The 24414-nt window shown below is 74.3% G+C and carries 23 protein-coding genes; 12 read left to right on the plus strand and 11 right to left on the minus strand.

Annotated elements, in window-relative coordinates:
- Positions 1 to 6: 6 nt before the first annotated feature.
- Positions 7 to 774: a M23 family metallopeptidase gene (locus tag N555_RS0110855; RefSeq protein ID WP_081866131.1), complete on the minus strand. Its 768-nt coding sequence runs from the start codon at positions 772 to 774 to the stop codon at positions 7 to 9.
- 469 nt (positions 775 to 1243) lie between these two features.
- Between N555_RS0110855 and N555_RS0110860 the strand changes: the two genes are divergently transcribed.
- The 4 genes from N555_RS0110860 to N555_RS0110875 are packed head-to-tail and all read left to right on the plus strand — an operon-like array spanning position 1244 to position 5502.
- A complete protein-coding gene (locus tag N555_RS0110860; protein WP_081866132.1) occupies positions 1244 to 2791 on the plus strand; it encodes a mannitol dehydrogenase family protein in 1548 nt (515 codons plus the stop codon).
- Positions 2788 to 3573, plus strand: a complete 786-nt coding sequence (locus tag N555_RS0110865) for an HAD family hydrolase (protein ID WP_051683945.1) — start codon at positions 2788 to 2790, stop codon at positions 3571 to 3573. The genes N555_RS0110860 and N555_RS0110865 overlap by 4 nt, the downstream gene beginning before the upstream one ends.
- Positions 3570 to 4697: a CDP-glycerol--glycerophosphate glycerophosphotransferase gene (locus N555_RS0110870; RefSeq protein WP_029431513.1), complete on the plus strand. Its 1128-nt coding sequence runs from the start codon at positions 3570 to 3572 to the stop codon at positions 4695 to 4697. Before N555_RS0110865 ends, N555_RS0110870 begins: the two co-directional genes overlap by 4 nt.
- The gene (locus N555_RS0110875) at positions 4684 to 5502 is read left to right on the plus strand and encodes a phosphocholine cytidylyltransferase family protein (protein WP_231502696.1); all 819 of its coding nucleotides are present in this window, start codon (positions 4684 to 4686) and stop codon (positions 5500 to 5502) included. The genes N555_RS0110870 and N555_RS0110875 overlap by 14 nt, the downstream gene beginning before the upstream one ends.
- 24 nt (positions 5503 to 5526) lie before the next feature.
- Here N555_RS0110875 and N555_RS0110880 read toward each other — a convergent pair whose 3' ends face one another.
- Genes N555_RS0110880 through N555_RS0110900 form a run of 5 tightly spaced genes read right to left on the minus strand, consistent with a single transcriptional unit; the run spans position 5527 to position 10469 of the window.
- Positions 5527 to 6591 carry a hypothetical protein gene (locus tag N555_RS0110880; RefSeq protein ID WP_051684003.1) on the minus strand — a complete coding sequence of 355 codons (1065 nt, stop codon included), beginning with the start codon at positions 6589 to 6591 and terminating at the stop codon, positions 5527 to 5529.
- Positions 6592 to 6596: 5 nt separating this feature from the next.
- Entirely contained in the window at positions 6597 to 7268 is a 672-nt protein-coding gene (locus N555_RS0110885) for an SCO family protein (protein ID WP_231502697.1), read from the minus strand.
- Positions 7265 to 8005 (minus strand): YcnI family copper-binding membrane protein, encoded by a 741-nt coding sequence (locus N555_RS0110890; RefSeq protein WP_029431517.1) that lies wholly within the window; start codon positions 8003 to 8005, stop codon positions 7265 to 7267. Before N555_RS0110890 ends, N555_RS0110885 begins: the two co-directional genes overlap by 4 nt.
- 29 nt (positions 8006 to 8034) lie before the next feature.
- Positions 8035 to 9831: a copper resistance CopC/CopD family protein gene (locus N555_RS0110895; protein WP_081866164.1), complete on the minus strand. Its 1797-nt coding sequence runs from the start codon at positions 9829 to 9831 to the stop codon at positions 8035 to 8037.
- Positions 9828 to 10469, minus strand: coding sequence for a zf-HC2 domain-containing protein (locus N555_RS0110900; RefSeq protein WP_029431519.1), 642 nt, complete (start codon positions 10467 to 10469; stop codon positions 9828 to 9830). Before N555_RS0110900 ends, N555_RS0110895 begins: the two co-directional genes overlap by 4 nt.
- Before the next feature lie 91 nt (positions 10470 to 10560).
- On the opposite strand from N555_RS0110900, the gene N555_RS0110905 reads away from it, so the two are divergent.
- The 5 genes from N555_RS0110905 to N555_RS0110930 all read left to right on the plus strand — a co-directional run bounded on the left by N555_RS0110905 (position 10561) and on the right by N555_RS0110930 (position 15522).
- Positions 10561 to 11115 (plus strand): sigma-70 family RNA polymerase sigma factor, encoded by a 555-nt coding sequence (locus N555_RS0110905; protein ID WP_034509777.1) that lies wholly within the window; start codon positions 10561 to 10563, stop codon positions 11113 to 11115.
- Between the two features lie 109 nt (positions 11116 to 11224).
- Positions 11225 to 11842 (plus strand): DUF47 domain-containing protein, encoded by a 618-nt coding sequence (locus N555_RS0110910; protein WP_029431521.1) that lies wholly within the window; start codon positions 11225 to 11227, stop codon positions 11840 to 11842.
- 33 nt (positions 11843 to 11875) lie between these two features.
- Positions 11876 to 12877, plus strand: coding sequence for an inorganic phosphate transporter (locus tag N555_RS0110915; protein ID WP_029431522.1), 1002 nt, complete (start codon positions 11876 to 11878; stop codon positions 12875 to 12877).
- A gap of 11 nt (positions 12878 to 12888) precedes the next feature.
- Positions 12889 to 14301, plus strand: coding sequence for an MFS transporter (locus N555_RS0110920; protein ID WP_034509780.1), 1413 nt, complete (start codon positions 12889 to 12891; stop codon positions 14299 to 14301).
- A 225-nt stretch (positions 14302 to 14526) separates the two neighbouring features.
- Positions 14527 to 15522: a sulfite exporter TauE/SafE family protein gene (locus N555_RS0110930; protein WP_029431524.1), complete on the plus strand. Its 996-nt coding sequence runs from the start codon at positions 14527 to 14529 to the stop codon at positions 15520 to 15522.
- On the opposite strand, the gene N555_RS0110935 is transcribed toward N555_RS0110930, so the two are convergent.
- Both N555_RS0110935 and N555_RS0110940 read right to left on the minus strand, forming a co-directional pair.
- Positions 15523 to 17739, minus strand: a complete 2217-nt coding sequence (locus tag N555_RS0110935) for a CoA transferase (RefSeq protein WP_081866134.1) — start codon at positions 17737 to 17739, stop codon at positions 15523 to 15525.
- Positions 17740 to 17887: 148 nt separating this feature from the next.
- Complete coding sequence (locus N555_RS0110940) at positions 17888 to 18679, minus strand: IclR family transcriptional regulator (RefSeq protein ID WP_051683947.1); 792 nt, start codon at positions 18677 to 18679, stop codon at positions 17888 to 17890.
- 86 nt (positions 18680 to 18765) lie between these two features.
- Between N555_RS0110940 and N555_RS0110945 the strand changes: the two genes are divergently transcribed.
- Positions 18766 to 19272, plus strand: coding sequence for a DUF7700 domain-containing protein (locus N555_RS0110945; RefSeq protein ID WP_156036317.1), 507 nt, complete (start codon positions 18766 to 18768; stop codon positions 19270 to 19272).
- On the plus strand, positions 19269 to 20522 hold the full coding sequence (locus tag N555_RS0110950; protein ID WP_051683949.1) for an amidohydrolase family protein: 1254 nt from the start codon (positions 19269 to 19271) through the stop codon (positions 20520 to 20522). The genes N555_RS0110945 and N555_RS0110950 overlap by 4 nt, the downstream gene beginning before the upstream one ends.
- A 9-nt stretch (positions 20523 to 20531) precedes the next feature.
- On the opposite strand, the gene N555_RS0110955 is transcribed toward N555_RS0110950, so the two are convergent.
- Together N555_RS0110955 and N555_RS0110960 are read right to left on the minus strand one after the other, a co-directional pair.
- On the minus strand, positions 20532 to 21026 hold the full coding sequence (locus tag N555_RS0110955; protein WP_029431529.1) for a DUF5994 family protein: 495 nt from the start codon (positions 21024 to 21026) through the stop codon (positions 20532 to 20534).
- 176 nt (positions 21027 to 21202) lie between these two features.
- Complete coding sequence (locus N555_RS0110960) at positions 21203 to 21472, minus strand: helix-turn-helix domain-containing protein (protein WP_029431530.1); 270 nt, start codon at positions 21470 to 21472, stop codon at positions 21203 to 21205.
- A 44-nt stretch (positions 21473 to 21516) separates the two neighbouring features.
- On the opposite strand from N555_RS0110960, the gene map reads away from it, so the two are divergent.
- Entirely contained in the window at positions 21517 to 22287 is a 771-nt protein-coding gene (gene map / locus N555_RS0110965; RefSeq protein WP_029431531.1) for a type I methionyl aminopeptidase, read from the plus strand.
- Positions 22288 to 22337: 50 nt separating this feature from the next.
- Here map and typA read toward each other — a convergent pair whose 3' ends face one another.
- Complete coding sequence (gene typA / locus N555_RS0110970) at positions 22338 to 24230, minus strand: translational GTPase TypA (protein WP_029431532.1); 1893 nt, start codon at positions 24228 to 24230, stop codon at positions 22338 to 22340.
- Between the last annotated feature and the right edge of the window lie 184 nt (positions 24231 to 24414).

Below are 24414 nucleotides of genomic sequence, written 5' to 3' on the forward strand. Positions count from 1 at the left end.
AGCCGGTCAGCCGACCTCGACGCCGCGCGCCGCGAGCCACGGGACGGGGTCGATCCGGCGGCCGTCCATGCCGCCCTGGTGCACCTCGAAGTGCAGGTGCGGGCCGGTCGACTGCCCACGGTTGCCGAGCAGCGCGATCGTGTCGCCGGCGTCGACGTAGTCGCCCACCTCGACCAGGATCGAGTCCATGTGGCCGTAGACGGTGACGTCGCCGTTCTCGTGGAGGATGTAGACGGCCAGGCCGAAGCCACTGGCCGCGCCGGCCCGCAGCACCACGCCGTCGGCGGCGGCGTACTCCGGCGTGCGCATCGGCGCCGCCAGGTCGATGCCGTAGTGGAAGGTGCCCCAACGGGAGCAGAAGCAGCTGGTGTAGCGGGCGCCGGCGACCGGGAGGACGGCCTTCGGGCGGGCCGCCTCCGCGGCCGCCTCGGCGGCAGCGGCCTCGGCCTCGGCGCGGGCGGCCCGGGTGGCCGTGACCTCCTGCAGCCGCTGCTGGGCCTCAGCCTCGGTGATGGAGGCCATCGGCATGATCTCGGTCGCCTCGTCGGCGATGCCCAGCTCCTGCTGCGCCGCCAGGACGCTCGTCGGGTCCGCCGCCGCCTCCGGCGCGTTCTGCAGCCCCAGGAACGCCGCCGCCATCCCGCCCGCGATCAGCGCGGCCAGCAGCGCCGCCGGCCGCCGTCCCCGCACGCCACCGGGCGCGCCGATGGCGCGATGCGACCCGGTGCTGGGGCCCTCCGCGATGTCGCGGGTGCCGTGGGTGCTGCGGCGCATGTACCTGCCTGCTCCGTGGGGAAGAGCCCGGGGGCCCGGATCGCTGGCCCGCCGATACAAACACCGTGTGACCGGTTCGTGACCCCCCGCGCGGCGTGTCCGGGGGGACACGCGGAGGGTGATGTCCCACACGTCCCACGAGTCTCGGTCCGGTCACGTCGCGTGCCCAACGGAACTCCTCCGACCGCTCAGGAGTTTGACTTCCCGAGGGGATGGGCACGGACGCCTTCCCGGCGTGGAGCCAATCGCGCCGGTCCGACGCAGACGTCGGGCCGCCGATCCCGCCGGTGATCGAGGAGTCGCTCCTCGTCCCCGAGTGGACAGCAGCTCCGACGGGAACCGATGATCAGCATCCCGCTGATCCGCCCTGCGCCTCCACGGCGTCGGGGCACCCGCCTGCGGGAACACCGAGTGGTGGACCCAACTGGAGGTCATCGCACGACGAGAAGTGACAGAACGGGGACGCTGTATGACGACGCCGGAGCTCTCTCCCGGTCCGCCGGCCCACGCCGGCACCGTGCCCCACCCGACCGCTCCGGCCGTCGCCCCCGTCCGACCCCTCTCCGACGCGACCCTGCTGCTCCACGGTGAGCGGCTGACCGTCCCGACCTACGACCGCGCCGAGCTCACCCCGGCCGTCGTCCACCTCAGCGTCGGCGGCTTCCACCGCTCCCACCAGCTCACCTACTTCGACGACCTGGCCCAGCTCGGCATCTCGACCGGCTGGGGCGTGGTCGGCGTCGGCCTGCGGCACCGTGGCATGCAGGAGGCGCTGGCCCCGCAGGACCACCTCTACACCGTCGTCGAGCGCAGCCCGGACGGCGAGCGCGCCCGCGTCGTCGGCGTGATGGTCGACTACCTCTTCGCCCCGGACGCCCCCGAGGCGGTGCTCGACCGGCTCGCCGACCCGCGCACCCGCATGGTGACCATGACGATCACCGGTGCCGGCTACCCCCTCGACCCGCACAGCGGCGCCCTCGACCTGGCCTGCCCCGCCCTGCTGGGCGACCTGGCCGAGCCGCACCGGCCGTCGACCGCCATCGGCTACGTCGTCGAGGCGCTGGACCGGCGCCGGCGCGCCGGTACGGCACCGTTCACGGTCGTCTCCTGCGACAACATGCACCGCAACGGCGACGCGACGCGCGCCGCCGTGGTCGGCCTGGCCCGGCAGCGCGACGAGGTCCTCGCCCGGTGGATCACCGACCGGGTGAGCTTCCCCAGCAGCATGGTCGACCGGATCACGCCGCAGACCACGGTGGAGGAGCGCGCGGCCGTGGCCGACCGCTACGGCGTCGACGACCGCTGGCCGGTGATCACCGAGCCGTTCTCCCAGTGGTTCATCGAGGACGACTTCTGCAACGGCCGGCCGCCGCTGGACGCCGTCGGCGTCCGGTTCGTCCCGGACGTCGCCCCGTACGAGCTGATGAAGACGCGACTGCTCAACGCCAGCCACTCCGCCCTCGGCTACCTGGGCACGCTGGCCGGCTACGAGCAGATCGACGAGCTCATGGGCGACGGCGTGTTCTCCGCCTACGCCGCCCGCCTGATGGACGACGAGGTGACCCCGCTGCTGCCCCGGCCCGCGGGCGTCGACCTCGACGAGTACAAGGCCGTGCTCCTGCAGCGCTTCGCGAACCCGGCCATCGGCGACCGCCTGCCGCGGCTGTGCCGGCGCGGCTCGACGAAGATGGCCCACCACCTGCTGCCCTCCCTGCGCCAGTCGCTGACGGCCGGCCGGCGTGCTCCGCTCCTCACGCTCGCCGTGGCGGGCTGGATCCGGTACCTGCAGCTGCACGACGCCGTCGAGGACGACCGCGGCGCGGAACTGCAGTTCCTCGCCCGCGCGGGCGGCACCGACCCCCGGTCGGTGCTGGCCGTCCGCCCGGTCTTCGGGGACCTCGCCGACGAGCCCACCTTCGTGGCCGACCTGACGACGGCGCTGAGCGACCTCGTCCGCGACGGCGTCCGGCCGACCGTGGCCGCTGCCGTCCGCCGGTCGCGGGTGCTCGCCCGATGACCGCGGCCTCCGCCACCTCTCCTCTGCCGGCCGACGTCGTGGCCGGCCTGCGGGCGCTGCTCTGCGACGCCGACGGCAACCTGTTCCCCAGCGAGGAGCCCGCGTTCGTGGCCTCCGCGGAGGTCACGAACCGCTTCCTCGCCGAGCTCGGGTCACCGACGCGGTACGCCGCCGAGGAGCTGCGCCTGGCCACGACCGGGATGAACTTCCGGACCACGTCCCGGCGGCTGGCCGCCGAGGCCGGCCGGCCCGACGCCGACATCGAGCCGTGGGTCGCCGAGGAGAAGCGCGCGGTCACCGCGTACCTGGGCGAGGTGCTGCGCCCGCACGCGGAGACGACCGCGGCGGTGACCGAGCTCGCCGGGTACCTGCGCCCGGCCGTGGTGAGCTCCAGCGCCCTCGCCCGGCTCGACGCCTGCTTCCGGGCGACCGGCCTGGACGGGGTGCTGCCGGCGGAGGTGCGCTTCAGCGCCGAGGACTCCCTCCCGGTGCCGACCAGCAAGCCCGACCCGGCCGTCTACCTGCACGCCTGCGCACAGCTGGGGATCGACCCGGCCGCGGGCCTGGCGGTCGAGGACTCGGTCGCCGGCACCCTCTCGGCCGTCCGGGCCGGCTGCCCCACGGTCGGCAACCTGCTCTTCGTCCAGCCGGCCGAGCGCGCGGAGCGGGCCGCCGCCCTGCGGGAGGCCGGGGCACTGACCGTCGTCGGGTCCTGGCGGGAACTGGCCGACCTGCTGCTCCCCGTCCTCGTCCGCCGCGCATCCACGGGAGGAACCCGGTGAACATCGTCTACGTGGCCTTCCGCGGCCACTTCTCCGACAGCCCCCGCGCGCTGTACGAGGAACTGGTCCGCCGCGGGGTCGACGCCACCCACACCTGGCTGTCGGCCCCGCACACCCAGGCCTCGTTCCCCGCCGGCGTCGCGACGATCGAGTTCGGCAGTCCGGAGTCGATCGCGTCACTGGAACAGGCCGACCTGGTGGTCTCCAACGACCACATCCCCCTGGACTGGGAGAAGCGGCCGGGGACGACGTACCTGCAGACCTGGCACGGCACGCCGCTCAAGCGCATCCACAACGACGTCCTGTGGGCGCCCGAGGGGCGGCTGGCCTACCTGGAGCACGACATCGCGCGGTGGGACCACCTGGTGTCGCCGAACCCGGCCAGCACGCCCCGCTTCCGCAAGGCCTTCGGCTTCGAGGGGCCGGTGCACGAGACCGGCTACCCGCGCAACGACGTGCTGAGCAGCCCCGGGCGCGACGAGGTGCGCGCCCGGGTGCGGGCCGAGCTCGGCCTGCGCGACGGGCAGACCGCCGTCCTCTACACGCCGACCTGGCGCGACGACCTGGTCTTCAACAAGACCGGGCCGCGCGACTTCGAGTTCGCCGTCGACCTCGAGGACTTCTCGGCCCGCCTCGGCGAGGACCACGTGCTGCTGCTGCGGCTGCACAACATGGTCATGGACCGGCTGGAGATCGCCGAGGGCTCGCCCGTCCGCGACGTCTGCGGGCACCCCGACATCAGCGAGCTCTACCTGGCCGCCGACGTCCTGGTCACCGACTACTCCTCGACGATGTTCGACTTCGCCGTCACCGGGAAGCCGATCCTCTTCCTGACCTACGACCTGGAGTACTTCTCCGACGAGCTCCGCGGCTTCTACTTCGACCTCGCCGAGGTCGCGCCGACGCCGCTGCTGCGGACCAGCGCCGAGCTCGTCGAGGCGCTCGCCGACCTCGACGCCCTGACCGCGCGCACCGCGGACCGCTACGCGCGGTTCCGCGAGACCTTCTGCTCCCTCGAGGACGGCCACGCCACCGAGCGCGTCCTCGACGTCATCTTCCCGGCGGACACGGTGTCCCCCGGAACAGCGAACACCCGAGGAGGGGACGACAGTGCGCATTCTTGACAGCGCTCTCGACGCCGGACCGGCCACCGGTCTGCTGGAACTCGCCCGCTCCACCGACTCACGCCGGACCGAACCCGCCCCTGTGCAGGTCGTGATCCTCGCCGCCGGCATGGGCACCCGCCTGGGCCGCCCGCACCCCAAGCCGCTGACCCCGCTGCACGACGGCCGCAGCATCATGCAGCGCCAGCTCGACACCCTGCGGGAGGTCTTCGGGGAGGGCGTCGACGTCACCGTCGTCGTCGGCTTCAAGGCGAAGCGGATCATGCGGGCCGCCTCCGACGTCCGGTTCACCTACAACCCGGACTACGCGAGGACCAACACCTCGAAGAGCCTGCTGCGCGCGCTGCGCGCCACCCGGGACGGCGGCGTGCTGTGGCTCAACGGCGACGTCGTGTTCGACCGGGAGGTGCTCGAGGCCGCGCTCCCCCACCTGCGGGACGACGAGAGCTTCGTCTGCGTCGACACCTCCACCGTCGCCGACGAGGAGGTCAAGTACACCCTCGACGCCGACGGGTGCATCGCCGAGCTGTCCAAGAAGGTGACCGGCGGCCTGGGCGAGGCGGTGGGGATCAACTACGTCTCGGCGGCCGACAAGGCGGTGCTGGTCGAGCACCTCGAGGCGTGCGACGCCCAGGACTACTTCGAGCGCGGCATCGAGACGGCGATCGTCACCGAGGGGCTGCGCTTCCAGCCGGTGGACATCAGCCGGTTCTCCGCCGTGGAGGTCGACTTCGAGGCCGACCTGGAGCGGGCCAACGAGCTGTTCTCCGCCCGCGCCCGGCTCCGGGTGGCCGAGACCGCCTAGTTCCCGGCCCTGCGCAGCGGACCCTCAGCCGACCGGCTGGGGGTCCGCTGCCGTCCGGGGGCTGGGGTCGCGGAAGCGGCGCACGGCGGCGATGCCGCCGCCCACCAGCCCGGCTCCCAGGCCGAGCAGGAGCCCCACCGCGACGCGGGCCAGGCCCTCGGGACCGGCGGCCAGGAGGTGCGCGCTCCACATCACGTCGACGTCGGGCAGGCCCTGCACCAGCAGCAGCCAGCCCAGGACGACCGCGAACAGCCCGGCCATCGCCCCCCGGCCACGCCAGGCGGCCCACGCGCCGAGCGCGGCGGCGAGGACCGCGGTGAGGGCCGGGAGCAGCGCCGAGGCGAGTGCGCCGCCGTAGGAGCCGACGGACGCCGGCGGCTCGGGGGTCGTGAGGGCGTGCAGCAGCGCCGCGGCACCCCCCAGCAGCATCGCCGCACCGAGCGGGCGGGCGTCGCGGGCGAGCAGGCCGGCGGCCAGGCCGAGGGCCACCACCGCCAGGTGCGCCGGCCAGACCACCCAGGGCGACGGCGGCGGGGCCCAGGTCAGCTCGCCGGCCACCTCCACGGTCGTGCCGCCGTGCGTCATCGGCACGACCCAGTCGGCCACGAGGTGCTCGCGGTCCGGGTCGGCGGCCACCGCGGGAGGCAGCTGCCCCTCGCTCATCCAGTGGGTCCGGTGGTCGTGCCACACGTACCGCGGCTCGGTGGAGACCTGCACCCACTCCGGCTCGGCGTCGACGTCCACGGAGTCCGGGATGTCGGCGCGGCCGTACCGGTCCAGGTTCAGGTAGGTGGCGGGGCTCCGGCTGTTGCGCCAGACGCCGTCGGGGCCGATCCGCAGGTAGGGCTCGTCGCTGTAGCCGGGCACCGCGACCTCGGTGCCGGTGGTGTTCACGACCTCGAACTCGTCGCCGAACTGGAGGACGCGGACGGTGACGCCCGGCACCTCGGGGGTCACCGACGTGACGCGCCCGTCGAAGTCGCTGCCGGCGACGTCGCCGCCGACGTGCGCTCCGGCGGGCCCGGCGAGCGCGAGCACCGCGACGATCCCCGCCAGGAGCACGAGCGAGCGGGCCGCTGCTCTGCGCACCGCGGTCACCCCACGATGGCGGCGACGTCCGCGGCGATGTCCGCGGGCGTGTTCCCGCCGTCGAAGGCGACCTGCGCCTCGTCGTCGGCGCCGTACAGCAGCAGCAGCGTGGAGTGCAGCCGGCCCTGCTCCTCGGCCAGCGGGACGCCGGCGGCGAGCTGGGCCCGGTCGATCGCGCCCTGGTCGCCGGTGAGACCGACGAAGGGCACCGGCAGGTCGGCGTCGAAGCGGTCCAGGTACCCCCGGAGCACGTCGGGGGTGTCGGTCGCGGGGTCCGTCGTCACGAAGACCATCTGCACCTGCTCGGCCACCCCGGGGTCCAGCCGGCCCAGGGCGAGCCCGACGTCGAGCATGGTCGTCGGGCAGATGTCGGGGCAGCTCGTGTAGCCGAAGAACAGCAGCGTGGGCCGGCCCGCCGTCCGGTCGGCGAAGTCGTACTCCGCCCCGGAGGTGTCGGTGAGCGTGAACGAGGGGCGCTGGAAGGGGTCGGGCAGGTCGATCCCGGCGAACCGGTCGTCCGGGCCCTCGACCGTGACACCGCCGGAGTGGTCGTGCCCGCTCGAGGAGGGAGCGGCCGCGTCGGCGTCGGCGGAGGAGCAGGCGCCCAGCAGCAGGCCGGCGGCGAGCAGCGCGGCGGACAGCCTGCGGGCGGGCACGCTCCGGAGGGGGGCGGTCACGAGGCCACGGTACGTCGGCCGGCTCGGTAGCCGAGGACCACACCGGCTCCCCCGGTGAAGAGGGCCAGGATCGCCACGAAGAGGGCCAGGCCGCTGGCGTCGCCGCTGTCGGACACGTCCCCGTGGGCGTGGCCGGCCTCGTCGTCGCCGGCCGTCGTCGTGGTGCCGGCGCCCCCCGCGGGAGACGTGAGCGTCAGCACCGGTGCCGGGCGTTCGGGCTCCTCCTGCCCCTCCACGGTGGGCTCGATCCACGCCGACTCGGTGCCGTCGTCGTAGGTCTGCACCGCGGGCAGCACCAACGCGTCGGTGTCCGGGAGCGGGCCGCCGGAGAACGAGAACTCCTGGAACTGGCCCGGCGCGATGCCGCTCCCGGCGTCGGCCCGCCACTCGATCTGGGAGACGTACGTGGTGACCTGCTCGCCCTCCACCTCGACTGGCGCCGGCAGGTCCGACGACGTGGTCGTGACGGTCCACCCCGGGACCGGCAGCGTGCTGACGAACGACAGCGGCGTGTCCGCCGGCAGCTGCACCCGCAGCGAGACGGTGCTCGCCGTGTCGCTCTCGTCGGGCACCCGGAAGGTGATCTTGCCGGAGCCCCCCGGTGCGGCGTCCGCGGACGAGACGGACACGTGCGCCGAGGCGCTCCCGGCGACGGCGAGGGACGCCGCCAGTGCGACGAGGACCGCGGCCGCGACCGCGCCGAGGCGCAGGAGCGGACGGGGCAGGGAGAGGGACACAGTGCTCCTGTCGGGCCGGGGCGGGGGGCTCAGCGGACCGGGAAGTCGGTGCTGGCGGTGGTGGCGGTGAACTCGTCGAGCCGGACCGAGACGGCTAGGGTCCAGGTGCCGGCCGAGGGGATCGCCACGTCGTCGCCGACGTAGTGACCCGGGCCGGCCGGCTCCAGGTCGACGGCCAGCGGGCCGATCTCCTGGGCGGGCTCGGTGAGGGTGACCCGGATGTCCTCGGGCTGGATCAGCTGACCGGTCTCGTCGAAGAGGTAGACGTGCAGCAGGTTGGCACCGGTGCGGGCCGGATCGAGGGAGATCTGCACGGATCCGCTCTCCCCGGCCGAGGACTGCAGCGGCAGCGTCACGTCGACCGGCTCGGCCACCGTCGCGCGGGCCGGCGCCGTGCCGACGAGGACCGCCGACAGCGCCAGGACGACGACCCCGAGACCGGCCTCGACGAGGACCGACCGGCGCAGCACGCCCCGCTCGGCACCGGCCGCCTCGGCGAGGCCCTCCTCCCGGGCGGCCGCGGCACTGACCACCTCCGGCGGCGTGCCGGCGGGAGCGGCGAAGGCGTGGGCGGTCACCCGGCGGCGGGGGGCCCGCGGCCGGCGGACGCCGAGGCGCTGCTGCACCCACACCCGCGACACCCCGGCGGCGGACAGGAGCAGCAGCACCACGGCCAGCTTCGCCGTCAGCAGGCGCCCGTAGTCGGTGGAGAACAGCGCCGACGGCGAGCCCACCTCCCGGACCGCCTGGACGACGCCGGAGACCACCAGCACCGTCACCGAGATCGCGGCCAGCCGGGAGAAGCGCGGCAGGGCCGCGGCCATCTCCCGCGCCGGCACGCCGTCCCGCAGGACGCCGGCCAGAAGCGCGGTCAGGCCGCCCAGCCACAGCGTCATGGCGGCGACGTGCGCGGTGGCGGCGACCACCGCGATCGCCGGGTAGGGCCCGGCGACCGGGTGGCCGACCGCCGCGGTGGTGACGACCATCCCCGCCGCGAACACGCCGCCGAGCGCGAAGGCCTGGGGCACGGGCTCCTCGCCGTGGCGCAGCCACCGGAGCAGCAGGAGCGCCAGGCCGGCGGTCAGCGCCAGCCGGACCAGCAGGGCGACGCCCAGCTCGGACCGGGCGGTGTCGGCCAGCAGGGACGGGTCGACCAGCGAGCCCAGGCCGCTGCCGGCGGAGTAGGGACCCTGCGCGAGGTAGGTGAGGACGGCGCCGGCGGCGACGGCCGCCAGCCCCGCGGTGGTGAGCCGGCGCAGCAGGGCCGAGGCCCAGCCGGCCGGCCAGCACAGCGCCAGCATGGCGGGGACGCCGATGGCGAGGGCCAGACCGGCGAAGCCGATCCAGCGGGCGGTGGGCAGGAGGACCCGGATCCCGGGGTCACCGCTGTGCCCGGTGCCGGCCACGTCGGCGGCCACCAGATCGGCGTCGCCCACGGTGAAGGAGAAGGCACCGGCGATCGGGTGCGAGTCGGCGGAGATCACCCGGTAGGTCACGAGGTATCCCGCGTCGTCGGGCAGGGGGCTGTCCGGGACGAGGGTGAGGGTGTCGCCGTCCGCCGAGAGCTCGGTCTGGTGGACGGTGCCGTCCGAGTGCAGGAGCCGGACGTAGCCCGCACCCACCGACACCGACTCGCTGAACTGGAGCGTGATCTCGTCCGGCGCCTCCTGGAGCCGGGCACCCTCGCCGGGGTCGGTGCCGACCAGCTCCGCGTGTGCGGCGGCCGGGCCCGCGGTGACGACGCCGGCCAGCAGCCAGCCGGCCAGCAGCAGGAACAGGACCGCGAGCGGACGCCGCCGGGAGGCGGCCGTCGCGGCTCCGCTCACGCCGGCACCCGCTCGGCGGAGACCACCCGGGAGGTGCGCCGGCGCCCGCGCCACGCCGTCGCCCCGACGAGCGCGACCCCGACGAGGAGGAGGAGGTGGGCCACCGCGCGGTCGGCGGGCACGTGCCCGGCGGCCAGGTCGCGCGCGGTGAGCAGCGTGAGCAGGACGACGAAGGTGCCGAGGAACGGCAGCGCACCCGCCGCCAGGCGCGGGGACACCGCCACGGCGACGAAGGCCGCGGCCGCCGCGAGGTTCCACGCCCCGGTCTCGTGGGCCATGTGCACCGGCGCGCTCATGGCGGCGGTGCCGTCGACCAGCGCCGGCCAGGCGAGCAGCGCCTGAGCGGCGCCCACCGCCAGCAGCGCCAGCCGCAGCACCGAGGTCGCCAGCCGGGCCCGGGCCGCCGCGGCTCCGCCGGGGAGCCGGGGCGGTAGGGCGCCCAGCACCGCGGCCGTGAGGTCGGGCACGGGCGGCGCGGGGGCCAGCCGGGCACGGCGGGTCACCGCGGTCGCGTCCGCCACCCAGGCGGCGCACGCGCGGCACGCGGCCAGGTGCGCGTCGAGCTCGGCCGCCGGCATCGTCGGCGGCTCGCCGTCGAACCGCGCGGAGGCCGCCTCGCGGAATGCGGGACACTGCATGAGGACATAGTCGTCCGCCGCCCGGAGGGGGTTCCCGGCCGGCGATGTGACCTGGCTGACAGCGGGGCCGGCCGACGAGCGGGAAGCGGGCATGGACGAGCTGGAGCGGTACGCGACCGCGGCGGTCGAGGGCGACGCCCTCGCGGCGGCGGCGCTGGTGCGCGCCACCCAGTCCGACGTGTGGCGGCTGTGCGCGGCCCTGGTCGACCGCGCGAGCGCCGACGACCTCACCCAGGAGACCTACCTGCGGGCGTTCGGGTCTCTGCACCGGTTCGAGGGCCGCTCCACGCTGCGCACCTGGCTGCTGGCGATCGCCCGCCGGGTCTGCGCCGACGCCCTGCGGTCGCGTCGCCGCCGGCGGCTCACCGTGGTCTCCGACGACGCGGTCCTGCGGGCCGTCGAGGGTCCGGACGCCGACACCGCGGACCGGGTCGGCGAGAGCGTCGTCGTCGCCGACCTGCTGTCCCGGCTGACCGCCGAGCGGCGGGAGGCCTTCGTCCTCACCCAGCTGCTCGGACTGCCCTACGCCGAGGCGGCCGAGGTGGCCGGCTGCCCGGTCGGCACGATCCGCTCCCGTGTCGCCCGCGCGCGTGACGACCTCGTCACAGCCCTCACCGCTCGGGAGGACGACGCGGCGCACGGGTGACGGTGTGGTGAACACCGGGAGAACTGGGCACCTATGCTGCGCGACGGCCCTGCGCCCGGTCCGCTCCCGGATCGGGCGTCCGGGAACCCACTGCCGACCGGAGCGACGCGTGCCCTTCAGCCTCACGCCCAAGGACTCGAGCTTCTACCCGCTGTTCACCGCCTCGGCGGAGAACCTGGTGGCCGCCACCGACGTCCTGAGCGAGTTCATCCACGACCACGCCCGACGCGACGAGCTCGCCGCCAAGCTGCGCGAGCTCGAGCACGTCGGCGACCAGTCGACCCACGCGATCTTCCGCCAGCTCAACTCGAGCTTCGTGACGCCGTTCGACCGCGAGGACATCTACAACCTGGCCAGCGACCTGGACGACGTCATGGACTTCGTCGAGGCGGCCGCGGACCTGGTGGTCCTCACCGGCCTCGGCACGCTGCCGGCCGAGATGCACCAGCAGACGGCGCTGCTGCAGCGGGCCGCCCAGACGACCGCCGAGGCCATGCCCCGGCTGCGCACCCTGAAGGACCTCTCCGAGTACTGGATCGAGGTCAACCGGATCGAGAACGAGGCCGACAAGCTCTACCGGCGGCTGCTGTCGCGCCTCTACAGCGGCGAGTTCGACGCCCTGGAGATCCTCAAGCTCAAGGAGGTGGCCGACCAGCTCGAGGAGGCCGCCGACGCCTTCGAGCACGTCGCGAACGTCGTCGAGACGATCAGCGTCAAGGAGTCGTAGGCCCGATGGACACCCTGTGATGGACACCCTCTGATGGACGCGGCCTTCCTCGCGCTGATCGCGATCGTGCTGGTCGCGCTGGCGTTCGACTACACCAACGGCTTCCACGACGCGGCGAACGCCATCGCCGTCGCCGTCTCGACCAAGGCACTCACCCCGCGGGTCGCGCTCGCGCTCGCCGCGGTGATGAACCTCGTCGGGGCGCTGATCTCCACCTCGGTGGCCAAGACCGTCGGCGAGGGGATCATCGACGCCCCCCAGGGGTCGGACGGGCTGCAACTGGTGTTCGCCGCGCTGATCGGGGCGATCACCTGGAACCTGATCACCTGGTACTTCGGCCTGCCGTCGTCCTCGTCGCACGCGCTCATCGGCGGCCTCGTCGGGGCGGCGCTGGCGGCGTCCCACTCCGTGCAGTGGCAGGGGATCCTCGACAAGGTCGTCATCCCCATGGTGCTCTCGCCGCTGGTCGGGTTCGGGCTGGGCTACCTCTTCATGCTCGCGATCCTCTGGACGTTCCGGAGCACCAACGTCTCCAAGGCCAACCGCGGCTTCCGCTACGCGCAGATCGTCAGCTCCGGGACGATGGCCCTCGGCCACGGCATGCAGGACGCCCAGAAGACGATGGGCATCATCACCCTCGCGCTGTTCACCGCCGGTGAGATCGACACCTTCGAGGTGCCGCTGTGGGTGGTCTTCGCGGCCGCGCTGGCGATCAGCGCCGGCACCTACGCGGGCGGGTTCCGCATCATGCGGACCCTCGGCCGGCGCATCATCCAGCTCACCCCGGCCGGGGGCTTCTCCGCCCAGACGGTCGCCTCCAGCGTCATGATCACCACGGCGACCGTCTTCGCCGTGCCGGTGTCGACCACGCACATCACCACCACCTCGATCATGGGCGTGGGCGCGACCCGGCGGTTGTCGGCCGTGCGGTGGGGCGTGGCCGGCAACATCGTCATCGCCTGGGTCGTCACGCTGCCGGCAGCCGGTGCCGTCGCCGCCGTGGCGTACTTCCTCACCCACGCCGTCGTCGGCTGAGCGACCCGTCCGTGTCCGCGACGGAGGACGTCGCTCCCGTCGCGCTGGGCACTGCCCGCTCCCGGTGGCTGCTGGGGGCCACCGTGCTGGCCTCCGGGATGGCGTTCCTGGACACCAGCGCGGTCAACGTGGCCCTGCCGGCCATCGGGGCGGACCTCGGCTCCTCCCTGTCGGGACTGCAGTGGACCGTCACCGGCTACACGCTGGCGCTGGCCGCACTGGTGCTCCTCGGCGGAGCGCTCGGCGACCGCTACGGCCGGCGGCGGGTGTTCCTGATCGGCGTCGGCTGGTTCGCCACCGCCTCGCTGCTGTGCGGGCTCGCCCAGTCCCCCGGGCAGCTGGTCGCCGCCCGAGTGGTGCAGGGCATCGGCGGCGCGCTGCTGACCCCGGGCAGCCTGGCCCTCATCCAGTCCTCGTTCCGGCCCGCCGACCGGGCCCGCGCGATCGGCCTCTGGTCGTCGCTGGCCGGCGTGGCCGGGCTCGCCGGGCCCTTCCTGGGCGGGCTGCTGGTCGACCTGGCCAGCTGGCGGCTGGTCTTCCTGCTCAACGTGCCGATCGCGGTGGCCGTGCTCGCCCTCGCCGGCCGGCACGTGCCCGAGAGCCGGGACGGCGGCCCGCACGGTCGGTTCGACGTGGCCGGCGCGGCGCTGGGGGCGGTGGCGCTCGGCGGGGTCACCTACGCCCTGATCGGCGCCGCCGACCGGCCCGGGGGCGCCGACGTCCTGGCCGCGGCGGCCGTCGGCCTGCTGGCCGGCGTCGCGTTCGTGCGGCGCGAACGGTCCGTGGCCGAGCCGATGCTGCCGCCCCGGCTGTTCGGCGACCGGCAGTTCACCGGGGCCAACCTCACGACGTTCGCCGTGTACGGCGGCCTCGGCGGGACGTGGCTGTTCCTCGTGCTCCAGCTGCAGACCGTGCTGGGGTACGACGCGACCGCCGCAGGCGCGGCGATGCTGCCCTCGATCGCCGTCATCACCCTGCTCTCCTCGCGGGCGGGCGCGCTGGCGACGCGGATCGGCCCGCGGCTGCCCATGACCGTGGGGCCGCTGGTGGTCGCCGCCGGGACGCTGTGGCTCGCCACGGTCGACGGCGGGCAGCCCTACGTCGTGGACGTGCTCCCCGGGTCGCTGCTGCAGGGCCTCGGGATGGCGCTCACCGTCGCGCCGCTGACCGCGACCGTGCTGGCCGCCGCACCGGACGAGCTGGCCGGCGTGGCCAGCGGGGTCAACAACGCCGTCGCCCGCGCCGCCCAGCTGCTCGCGGTCGCCGCGCTGCCCGTGGTCGTCGGGCTGTCCGGCGACGACTACGCCGACCCGGTGACCTTCGCCACGTCCTACCGGGTCGCGATGCTCGCCTGCGCCGGGCTGTTCGCCGTCGGCGGGCTGCTGGCCTGGGCGACCGTGCGCGACGACGTCCTCCGGCGGTGATCCCACTCCGCGGACGCCGGGCTGGCTATGTCGACCGATCTGATGGACATTGGTCCCATGGCGGCGACGGCGGTGCTCCTGGTGGGGCGGATCCACGTCGACCTGCTGCGCGTGTGCGCCTCCCGCTGTCCGGGCTGCTGATCCTCCTCTGATCTGCCCGCTCCTCCCGTGCTGCCGCGCGCTCCGTCGCGCGCCGCGGCCCCGTGACACCGGAGTCCAGCCCTCGTGAAGACCCTGATCCTGCTCGCGCTCGCGGGCCTCGGCGCCCAGCTGGTCGACGGCAGCCTCGGCATGGCCTACGGCGTCACGTCGACCACGCTGCTGCTGGCCATCGGCACCAACCCGGCCGCGGCATCGGCGACGATCCACCTCGCCGAGATCGGCACCACGCTGATCTCCGGCGTCGCGCACTGGAAGTTCGGCAACGTCGACTGGAAGGTCGTTGCCAGGATCGGCGTCCCCGGCGCCGTCGGGGCCTTCGCCGGCGCCACGGTGCTGTCCCACCTCTCCACCGCGGTCGCGGCCCCCGTGATGTCGCTGATCCTGCTGTCGCTGGGCGCCTACCTGCTGATCCGGTTCACGCTGCGGGGCATCGACCGGCGCAACCTCGGCAAGCCGATGCGCAAGCGCTTCCTCGGGCCGCTCGGTCTGGTCGCCGGCTTCGTCGACGCCACGGGCGGCGGTGGCTGGGGTCCGGTCGGCACCCCGGCGATCCTGGCCAGCGGCCGCATGGAGCCGCGCAAGGTCATCGGCTCGATCGACACGTCCGAGTTCCTCGTCGCGGTCGCGGCGAGTCTGGGCTTCCTCGTCGCGCTCGGCTCGCAGGGGATCGACTTCGCCTGGGTGGCCGCACTCCTGATCGGCGGCATGATCGCGGCCCCGATCGCGGCCTGGCTGGTGCGCCACGTGCCGCCGCGGCTGCTCGGCTCGCTGGTCGGCGGGATGATCATCCTCACCAACAGCCGCACGCTGCTGCGCAGCGACTGGCTGGACGCGTCCGACGGCGTCGCCGCCGCCGTGTACGCCGTCCTGGTCGTCATCTGGGCCGCCGCGGTCGCGTGGTCGTTCGTGCAGTACCGCAAGGACCGCGCGCTGGAGTCCGCCGACGCCGTCGCCGCCGCGGCCACCGCCCTCGAGCGGGCCGAGCTCCTCGAGCCTCCGGTGGGGACCGAGGCCGACCGGCCCCTGACCGCCGGCCGGCCGAGCGCGCCGCAGGACTGATCAGCCGCTCGCCGGATCGGGCACGCGGGACCAGCGCTCGGCGAGGGTCCCCACCGCGGCCAGCCGCTCCCGTGCGGTCGGCCAGTGCGCGGCGACGGCGTCGTGGGGCAGTGCGACGACCGGCCCGGAGTACCCGCGGACGAGCCGGAACCGGCCGAACCGCGGATCGCGCACGACATGGGTCATGTCGTTCTCGACCAGGAGCGGTTGGGTGAGGAAGCCCGCGTGCGGGGTGACCGGGCAGGCCGGGACCCCCAGGCACCCCAGCTCCCGGAGCCAGTGCTCCACCGGCTCCGCGGCGAGGGTCTCCGCGAGCCGCTCCGTGCCACCCACCAGCGCCGCCGCGGCCTCCTCCTCGCCGGGCGTGCGGGCGGCGATCGTCAGCCAGCCGTCGGCGGCCCGGTGGTGGCGCCGGAACGGGGACGGACCGCGGAAGTCGCGGCCCCCCGTGGGCGGCTCCGGACGCCCGGCGTAGGTGGTCAGCTCGGCGGCCTGGAGGAACGACGCCGTCGCCGCCAGGGACACCGAGGCGGCGGCGCCCGCGCCCGTCCGCGTGCGCTCCACGAGCCCGGCCAGCACCCCGAGGGCGGCCAGGCACGAGGTGCCGATGTCGATCGTCGGCGCGGTGATGACCACCGGCTCGTCGTCCCCGCCCTGCGCCACGGCCAGCCCCGACCGCGACTGCATGACCGGGTCGAAGCCCGGCAGGTCCGCGAAGGGGCCGGACCGGCCGAAGGCCGAGACCGAGCAGCGCACCAGCGCCGGCGCGGTGGCGGCGAGCAGGCCGTCGTCCAGGCCCAGGGCCCGCGCCTTCGCCGGCCGCAGGTTGTCCACCAGGACGTCGGCCTCGGCGAGGAGCTCGAGCAGCTCCGCGCGGGCGTCGGCGCGCCGCAGGTCGACCTCGGCCACGAGCTTGCGGTGGTTGACCGCGGCGTAGGGGGCGGAGAAGACGCGGTAGGGGTCACCGCGGGTCGGCTCGACCTTCACCACGCTCGCGCCGAGGTCCGCCAGCAGCGTGCTGGCGAACGGCCCGGCCACGAAGGTGCTCAGGTCCACCACCCGGAGGCCCGCCAGCGGCGCGTCCGGTCGCGGGCCCGACGGCTCCGGTCGCGCGGGCGACCCGGGCCAGACGTCCGCCGGCGCGACCAGCGCGTCGGGCCCGGGCAGCCGCCGCACCCCGGGGGCGCCGTCGAACGTCACCGGCACGCCGGGCTGGACGACGGACCCGGCGACCGGGTGCCGGAGGGCCACCGGCGGAGCGGCGGAGGCCAGCACCTCGCCGCCGAGCCACTCCGCGCGGTCGCTCACCGGCGCGGCCGGCACCCCGGCCCCGGCGAGCAGGTCCAGCCACTCCTGGCGCGGGCGGGTGGCGAAGGTCCGCTCCAGCTCGACGCCCACCATCGCGCCGATCTCGGGCAGGTGCAGGTTGGTGAACTCGCCGTCGACGCCGGGCAGGACCATCACGTCGAGCCGGTCCAGCACGGTCAGCGCCGGCAGGAAGAAGTCGACGGTGAGCGCCGACAGGTGCAGCGACCGGCCGTCGCCGCAGCGGTAGACGCGGAAGCTCGCCCCCGCGTTCAGCCGCCCGCCGGTGGAGACGATCCGGTCGACGTCGAGTCCGTCGACCGCCATGACGGCCAGGCAGGCGGCCGAGGCGTGCAGGCCGGTGACTTCCAGCGCCCGCCCGTGCCCGGTGGTGCGCGCCGCGAGGACCCCGGCCGTGGCGGTCACGGCACCCAGCGCCCCGTGCACGGCGGCGACCAGCGGGACGACGGAGGCGATCGGCGTGCCGGGGTCGGTGGAGGGGTGGAAGACGGCGAAGCCGCCGAGGGCACCGGTGAGGAGCGGGTCCGCCGGCAGGTCCCGCCAGCGGCCCGCCGAGCCGTGCGGCGGCATCGCCAGGTGCACCAGCCCCGGGTGTGCGGCTCCGGGATCCGCGGTCCCGGGCGCGCCCGGGACGGAGTCGTCGACGAGCAGATCGGCCCGGCCGGCGAGGTCCGCGACGACGCCGGCCCCTGCCGTGACGAACCGCTTCCCGCGGTCCCAGCACAGGTCCTCGGGGCCGGCCGGGGACTCCGGCGGCGCGGGAGCCCAGCCGGGCGGCACCACCCGGACGACGTCCGCGCCGAGGTCGGCGAGCAGCATGCCCGTCGTCCGCCCGGCCTGGCCCGTGGTGACCTCGAGGACGCGTACCCCTTCCAACGGCGCCTGTGTCATGCCTCTCCGCCCGCCACCCCCCGGACGCTAGCGCCATCCGCACAAAGATGAGAGGGAAGGCTTTTCGTCGCGCCTTGGCGAACAGTCACGTGCCCGTCCGTCCCAGCGACCGCCACCACGTAGCGGTTGCTCATCCTCGTCCTCCCGGTCAGGCCGGCGTGCTGCCGTGCGCGGCCCGGGTGCCGGCGTCCCGCAGCGCAGCGGTCAGGGCCGGCTCCGTCGACCGGAACCGGTCCGTGGGGGCGGCGATGGTCAGGGCGGCGGTCGCCACCCCGTTCTCCACCACGGCGACGCTGGCGCAGGTGAGGCCGACGACGTACTCGTCGCGGCCGATCGCGATCCCCTCGACCGCGATGCGGTCCAGGTCCTGCTCGAGCCGCTCCCGGCTCGTGATCGTGGCGGGGGTGAGCCGGCGCAGCCGCATGTCGGCGAGGTGCGCCTGCCGGACGGCGGGGGTGGCGCAGGCCAGCAGGACCCGGGCACTGGTCCGTGCGTGCGGGTTGCTGGCGTAGTCGACGGCCAGCCCGGTGACGCGGACCATGTGCGAGCCCTCCTCGACGGCGAGGATGCGGAGCTCCCCCCTCCCCCACGCGCTGAGGTAGGCCGTCTCGCCGGTCTCGCGCACCAGCGCGCGCAGCGCGGCCGTGTAGCGCTCCGGCACCCGCACGTCCCGGTGCACGGCCTCGGCGATCACCCCGGCGGCCGGACCGAGCACGTACCGGCCGTGCCGGTCCTTGGCCAGCAGACCCTCGCTGGCGAGGGAGTTCAGCAGGTGGTAGCCCGTCGGCAGGGAGAAGCCGTGCCGTTCGGCGGCCTCCCGTGCCGAGATGCCCCCGTCCCGGGCCGACTCCAGCAGGAGCCTGGCCGCCCGCCGCACCGACTGCAGAGTCGTGCCGCTGCCCTGCCGGACGTCCTCGGCGGCCGCCGACGATCTGGTCATGAAATGAAACCTAGTGCAGATGTTGACGCGCGGCGGTGACCGTCGACACGCTGCGGACGTCACGATCCCGGACCGAGGAGGACGCCGTGGGCACGACCCACCACATCCAGCCCATCGCCCCCGTCGAGGAGAACACCGTCCGGGTCCCCGCCGGGCCGGTGACCTTCGGGCTGGAGATGCGCGAGCTCAACCCTGCGATCATCCAGGGCTTCTACGCCGACCGGCCGGACGCGGGCGCGGTCCGCGACCTCGTCGACGAGGGCGGCGAGCCGGACGACGGTGGCGCGAGCGTCCACGTCTTCGGCACCGACGACGGGCTGGAGTACCTGCGGTTCGACTGCTTCGACAAGGGGCCGCACTACCACTACGTGCACCCGCACGAGCCGTTCCAGGTCGTGCACGAGATGGACCCCGTGGCGTTCGGCGACCCCTTCGCGTGGACGGTCGAGCGCCTGCGCGGGCGGCTGCCGGAGATGCTGGCGGAGTCGGGCGGCCGGCATCTCGGCGAGGCGGTCGACGCCGCGGCCGTCGGCCGGGCTCTCGACCGCCTGGTCGAGTTGCGGGCCGGCCTGGGGCAGGAGGTGCCGGCATGACCGAGATCCCGCCGATCATCTCCGTCGACGACCACATCGTGGAACCGCCGGACCTGTGGCAGCGCTGGCTGCCGGAGAAGCACCGCGCCGCGGGCCCCCGGGTCGTCCAGGGCGCCTACGAGATGGTGCCCGATTCGCTCAACCCGCGCGCCTTCCGCTCGGGCTGGACCGCGTTCCGCGTCGGGTTCGACGGTCCGCGCACCGACTGGTGGGTCTACGAGGACTTCCGCACGGGCGTGCTGATCGGCAACGCCGCGGTGGGCAGGACCGCGGACGAGATCGTGCCGGGGCCCATCCGCTACGCGGAGATGCGACCCGGCTGCTACGACCGTGAGGCCCGCATCGCGGACATGACGCTGAACCACGTCGAGCGCTCGCTGTGCTTTCCCACGTTCCCGCGGTTCTGCGGGCAGACGTTCCTGGAGGGACACGACCGTGACCTCGGACTGGCCTGCGTGCGGGCCTACAACGACTTCATGGTCGAGGAGTGGGCCGGTGAGAGCGGTGGCCGCCTGATCCCACTGTGTCTCATCCCGCTGTGGGACGCCGACCTGGCCGCCGCCGAGGTCCACCGCAACGCCGCGCGCGGCGTCCGGGCGGTCGCCTTCAGCGAGCTGCCCGCAGCCCTGGGCCTGCCGAGCATCCACGACCGCAACCGCTACTGGGATCCGTTCTTCCGCGCCTGCGACGAGACAGGCACGGTCATCAACATGCACATCGGGTCCTCGTCACAGGTGCCGATCACCTCGAACGACGCCCCGGCGCACGTGCAGATCTCGCTGACCGCGATCAACTCCCAGCTGTCGATGTCGGACTGGCTGCTCTCCGGGGTGCTCGCCCGGTTCCCCGACCTGAAGCTGGCGTTCTCCGAGGGGCAGATCGGCTGGATGCCGTTCCTGCTGGAGCGCCTGGACACGCTGTGGCGCAAGCGCAACTACCGCGACGAGTGGGATCCGGGCATCACCGACTACCCCAGCACGTACGTGCCGGGGCGCATCTGGGGCTGCTTCTTCGAGGACGACTTCGGCATCTCCGTCCGGGACGCGATCGGGGTCGACCAGATCACCTTCGAGACCGACTACCCCCACCAGGACTCCACCTGGCCCGACAGCCGGGCCTACGCGAAGAGGATCTTCCGGGGCGTGCCGGCCGAGGACGTCGAGAAGATCGTGCGGGGCAACGCCATCAGGCTGTTCCAGCTGCCCGAGCAGCTCCCCGGCACCGCCACCGCCCCACGGCCGGCGGCCTGACCCGCTGCGTCAGACGGCGCGGAGGACGGGCACCTGGGGCAGTGGGGTGGCACGCGCGGCCGCCATGACCATCTGCGGCGACCGGGGCAGGCCGCGCCGGGTGCACAGCCGCAGGGCGCGGGCGCCGGTGACGACGTCGGTCTCCGGCGGGACGACGAGCAGGTCGGCGCGCTTGTTGCCCCCGGCCCACGTCAGGCAGACGGCACCGGGCTCCATGCTGCGGAACCCCCCGGTGCGCACGACGCGCCCACCGACGACCACCTTGCGCGGAGCCGGCAGCCACGCGTCGAGCGCGTAGGTGAACCGCTCCACCCGCACCCCGTGCCGGTCCAGCGCCGCGATCAGCTCGGGCACCTCGACGGCGAGGTCGCGGCTGCGCGGGAACCAGGCGCCGTCGAAGCCCTGGTCGCCGTCCCCGGCGTCGCTGCGGATGCTCACCCGGACGTCGATCCCACCCCGGTGCCCCTCGGCCTCGAACAGCGGTCCCGTGCGGGTGTTCCTCATCAGCGCCAGCCAGCCTTCCGTCGTCCGCCCCTGCCGAGGTCACAGGGATCCGAGACGAACGTAGGTGCGGCGACGGGCGCCGGCCCGCGCGTTGCCGGCGGGCGTGCCGAGCCCTCCCGGCCGGTCATCACGACACGTCACGAAACGGTCACGGCGCTCCGCGCGGGTCGCCCCGGTCAGGCGGAGAGGGCGCTCCCGGCCGGCCGCTCGGCCAGGTCGGCGACCAGCCGATCGAGCGGGATGTCGAGGGCGCGGGCGAGCGCCGCGACGGTGAAGAACGCCGGCGTCGGCACCCGTCCGGACTCGATCTTCCGCAGCGCCTCGGGGCTCACCCCGGACGCCGCCGCGACCTCCGCGGGCGGCCGGTCACCCCGCGCCGCCCGCAGCAGCGCCCCTAGCCGGCGACCACGCTCGCGGTCCTCGGGGCTCAGCGGCGGTCGCACCATGGCCGTGATAGTAATACCGGGATACCAATACCGGAAGGGACGAGATGATCGAGCTGCGGACACCCGGGGAGATCGACGCCATGCGGGCGGCGGGCGCGGTGGTCGCCGACGTGCACGCGGCGGTGCAGGCACTCGCCGCCCCCGGCGTGCGGCTGACCCAGCTGGACGCCGTCGCGCGCGACGTCCTCGCCGACGCCGGCGCGACCTCGCCGTTCCTCGGCTACGCGCCGGCGGCCACGACTCCCCCGTTCCCCGGGGTGGTGTGCCTCTCGGTCAACGACGTCGCCCTGCACGGCATCCCCACCCCCGAGGAGCTGGAGGACGGCGACCTGCTGAGCGTCGACGCCGGGGCCACGCTGGACGGCTGGGTGGGTGACGCGGCCCGGACCTACCCGATCGGCACGCCCCGCCCCGAGGACCTGCGGCTGGTCGACACGACCGAGCGGGCGCTGGCCGCGGGGATCGCCGCGGCCACGGTGGGCAACCGCATCGGCGACGTCTCGGCCGCCATCGGTGCCGTCGGGCGGGCCGGCGGGTGCGGGATCAACCTCGACCAGGGCGGGCACGGCGTCGGCCGCACGATGCACGAGGCGCCGCACGTGCCCAACGACGGCCGGCCCGGCCGCGGGCTGCGGCTGCGCGCGGGGCTGGTCATCGCCATCGAGCCGTGGTTCCTGGCCGGCGGGAGCGACGACTACCGGGTGGACGCCGACGGCTGGACCCTGCGCAGCGCCGACGGCAGCCGCGCTGCGCACGTCGAGCACACGGTCGCGGTCACCGAGGACGGCCCGCGCATCCTCACCGCCCCCCGCTGAACGACGAAGGCCCCCGCCGCGAGCGCGGAGGGGGCCTTCGTGCGGTCGGATCACACCGGCTTGGGCTTGCGGTTCTTCGCCTTGCCGCGCTCGGTCTGGTCGAGCACCACCTTGCGGATGCGCACCGTGGCCGGGGTGACCTCGACGCACTCGTCCTCGGCACAGAACTCCAGCGCCTGCTCCAGGTTGAGCACGCGCGGCGGGATCAGCCGCTCCAGCTCCTCGGAGGTGGACTTGCGCATGTTGGTGAGCTTCTTCTCCTTGGTGATGTTCACGTCCATGTCGTCCGGACGGGAGTTCTCACCGACGATCATGCCCTCGTAGACCTCGGTGCCCGGCTGGACCATGAGCTGGCCGCGCTCCTGCAGCGAGAACATCGAGTACGTCGTCGCCACGCCCTGGCGGTCGGCGACCAGCGAGCCGGTGGGGCGGGCGCGCATGTCGCCCAGCCACGGCTCGTAGCCCTCGAGGTTGTGGTTGAGGACGCCGGTGCCGCGGGTCTCGGTGAGGAACTCGGTACGGAACCCGATCAGGCCACGCGACGGGACGATGTACTCCATCCGCGCCCAGCCGGTGTCGTGGTGCACCAGGTTCTCCAGCCGCGCGCGACGGGTGGCCAGCGCCTGGGTCAGCGTGCCGACGTACTCGCCCGGGGTGTCGATGGTGACCCGCTCGACCGGCTCGTGCAGCTTGCCGTCGATCTCCTTGGTGACGACCGTGGGCCGCCCGACGGTGAGCTCGAAGTCCTCGCGGCGCAGCTGCTCGACGAGGATGGCCAGCGCCAGCTCGCCGCGGCCCTGCATCTCCCAGGTGTCGGGACGGTCGGTGGGCAGCATGCGCACCGACACGTTGCCGACCAGCTCCTGGTCGAGGCGGTTCTTCACCAGGCGGGCGGTGAGCTTCTTGCCCGACTTGCCCGACAGCGGCGAGGTGTTGATCCCGATGGTGATCGAGATCGACGGCTCGTCGACGGTCAGCGGGGGCAGCGGCCGCGGGTCGTTCGGGTCGGCGAGGGTGTCGCCGATCATGATGTCCTCGATGCCGGCGATGGCCACGAGCTCGCCGGGGCCGGCGCTGTCGGCCGGGGTGCGGGTGAGGCCCTCGGTGACCAGCAGCTCGGTGATCTTGACGTTCTTGATCGTGCCGTCGGTCTTGCACCAGGCCACCTGCTGGCCGCGCTTCATCTCACCGGAGTGGATGCGCAGCAGCGCGAGCCGGCCGAGGAACGGCGAGGCGTCGAGGTTGGTGACCTGCGCGCGCAGGGGCTCCTCGGCGTCGTAGACCGGCGCCGGGACGGTGTCGAGCAGCGTCTTGACCAGCGGTGCGAGGTCGGTGCTGTCGGGCTCCGTGCCGTTCTCGGGACGGGTCAGCGACGCCTTCCCGGACCGGCCGCTGCAGTAGACGATCGGGAAGTCGAGGTTGTCGGCGTCGAGGCCGGCGTCCTCCATGAGCTCCATGAACAGCTCGTAGCACTCGTCGACGACCTCGGCGATGCGCGCGTCGGCGCGGTCGGTCTTGTTGACCGCGAGGATGACCGGCATCCCCTTGGCCAGCGCCTTGCGCAGCACGAAGCGGGTCTGCGGCAGGGGACCCTCGGAGGCGTCGACGAGCAGGCAGACGCCGTCGACCATCGACAGGCCGCGCTCGACCTCGCCACCGAAGTCGGCGTGACCGGGGGTGTCGACGATGTTGACGACGACGGGGTTGCCGTTCTCGTCGGCCAGGTGGATCGCGGTGTTCTTCGCGAGGATGGTGATGCCGCGCTCGCGCTCGAGGTCCATCGAGTCCATCACGCGGTCCTGCGTGGAGTCGTTGTCGGTGCCCTCACCCTTGGCCCGGCCGAGCGCGCCGGCCTGACGGAGGAGGGCGTCGACCAGGGTCGTCTTGCCGTGGTCGACGTGGGCGATGATCGCCACGTTGCGCAGGTCGTCGCGAGTGGGCATGCGGAGAGGCACCTCAGGGAGATCAGGGGGGTCGGCGCCTGCCGGGCAACTCAGCCACGGGGCACCACAGACACCACAGGTAACAGCCGCCGGCCCGGCGACCTTCCCATGCTAGGCGCTCCGGGACCCCGCTCCGGCCGATCGGTCCCGGTTTCTCCCCCGCGCGAGCGGCTGCGGGTGACCA

It is taken from the genome of Blastococcus sp. URHD0036, from assembly GCF_000701365.1.
Lineage (GTDB): Bacteria > Actinomycetota > Actinomycetes > Mycobacteriales > Geodermatophilaceae > Trujillonella.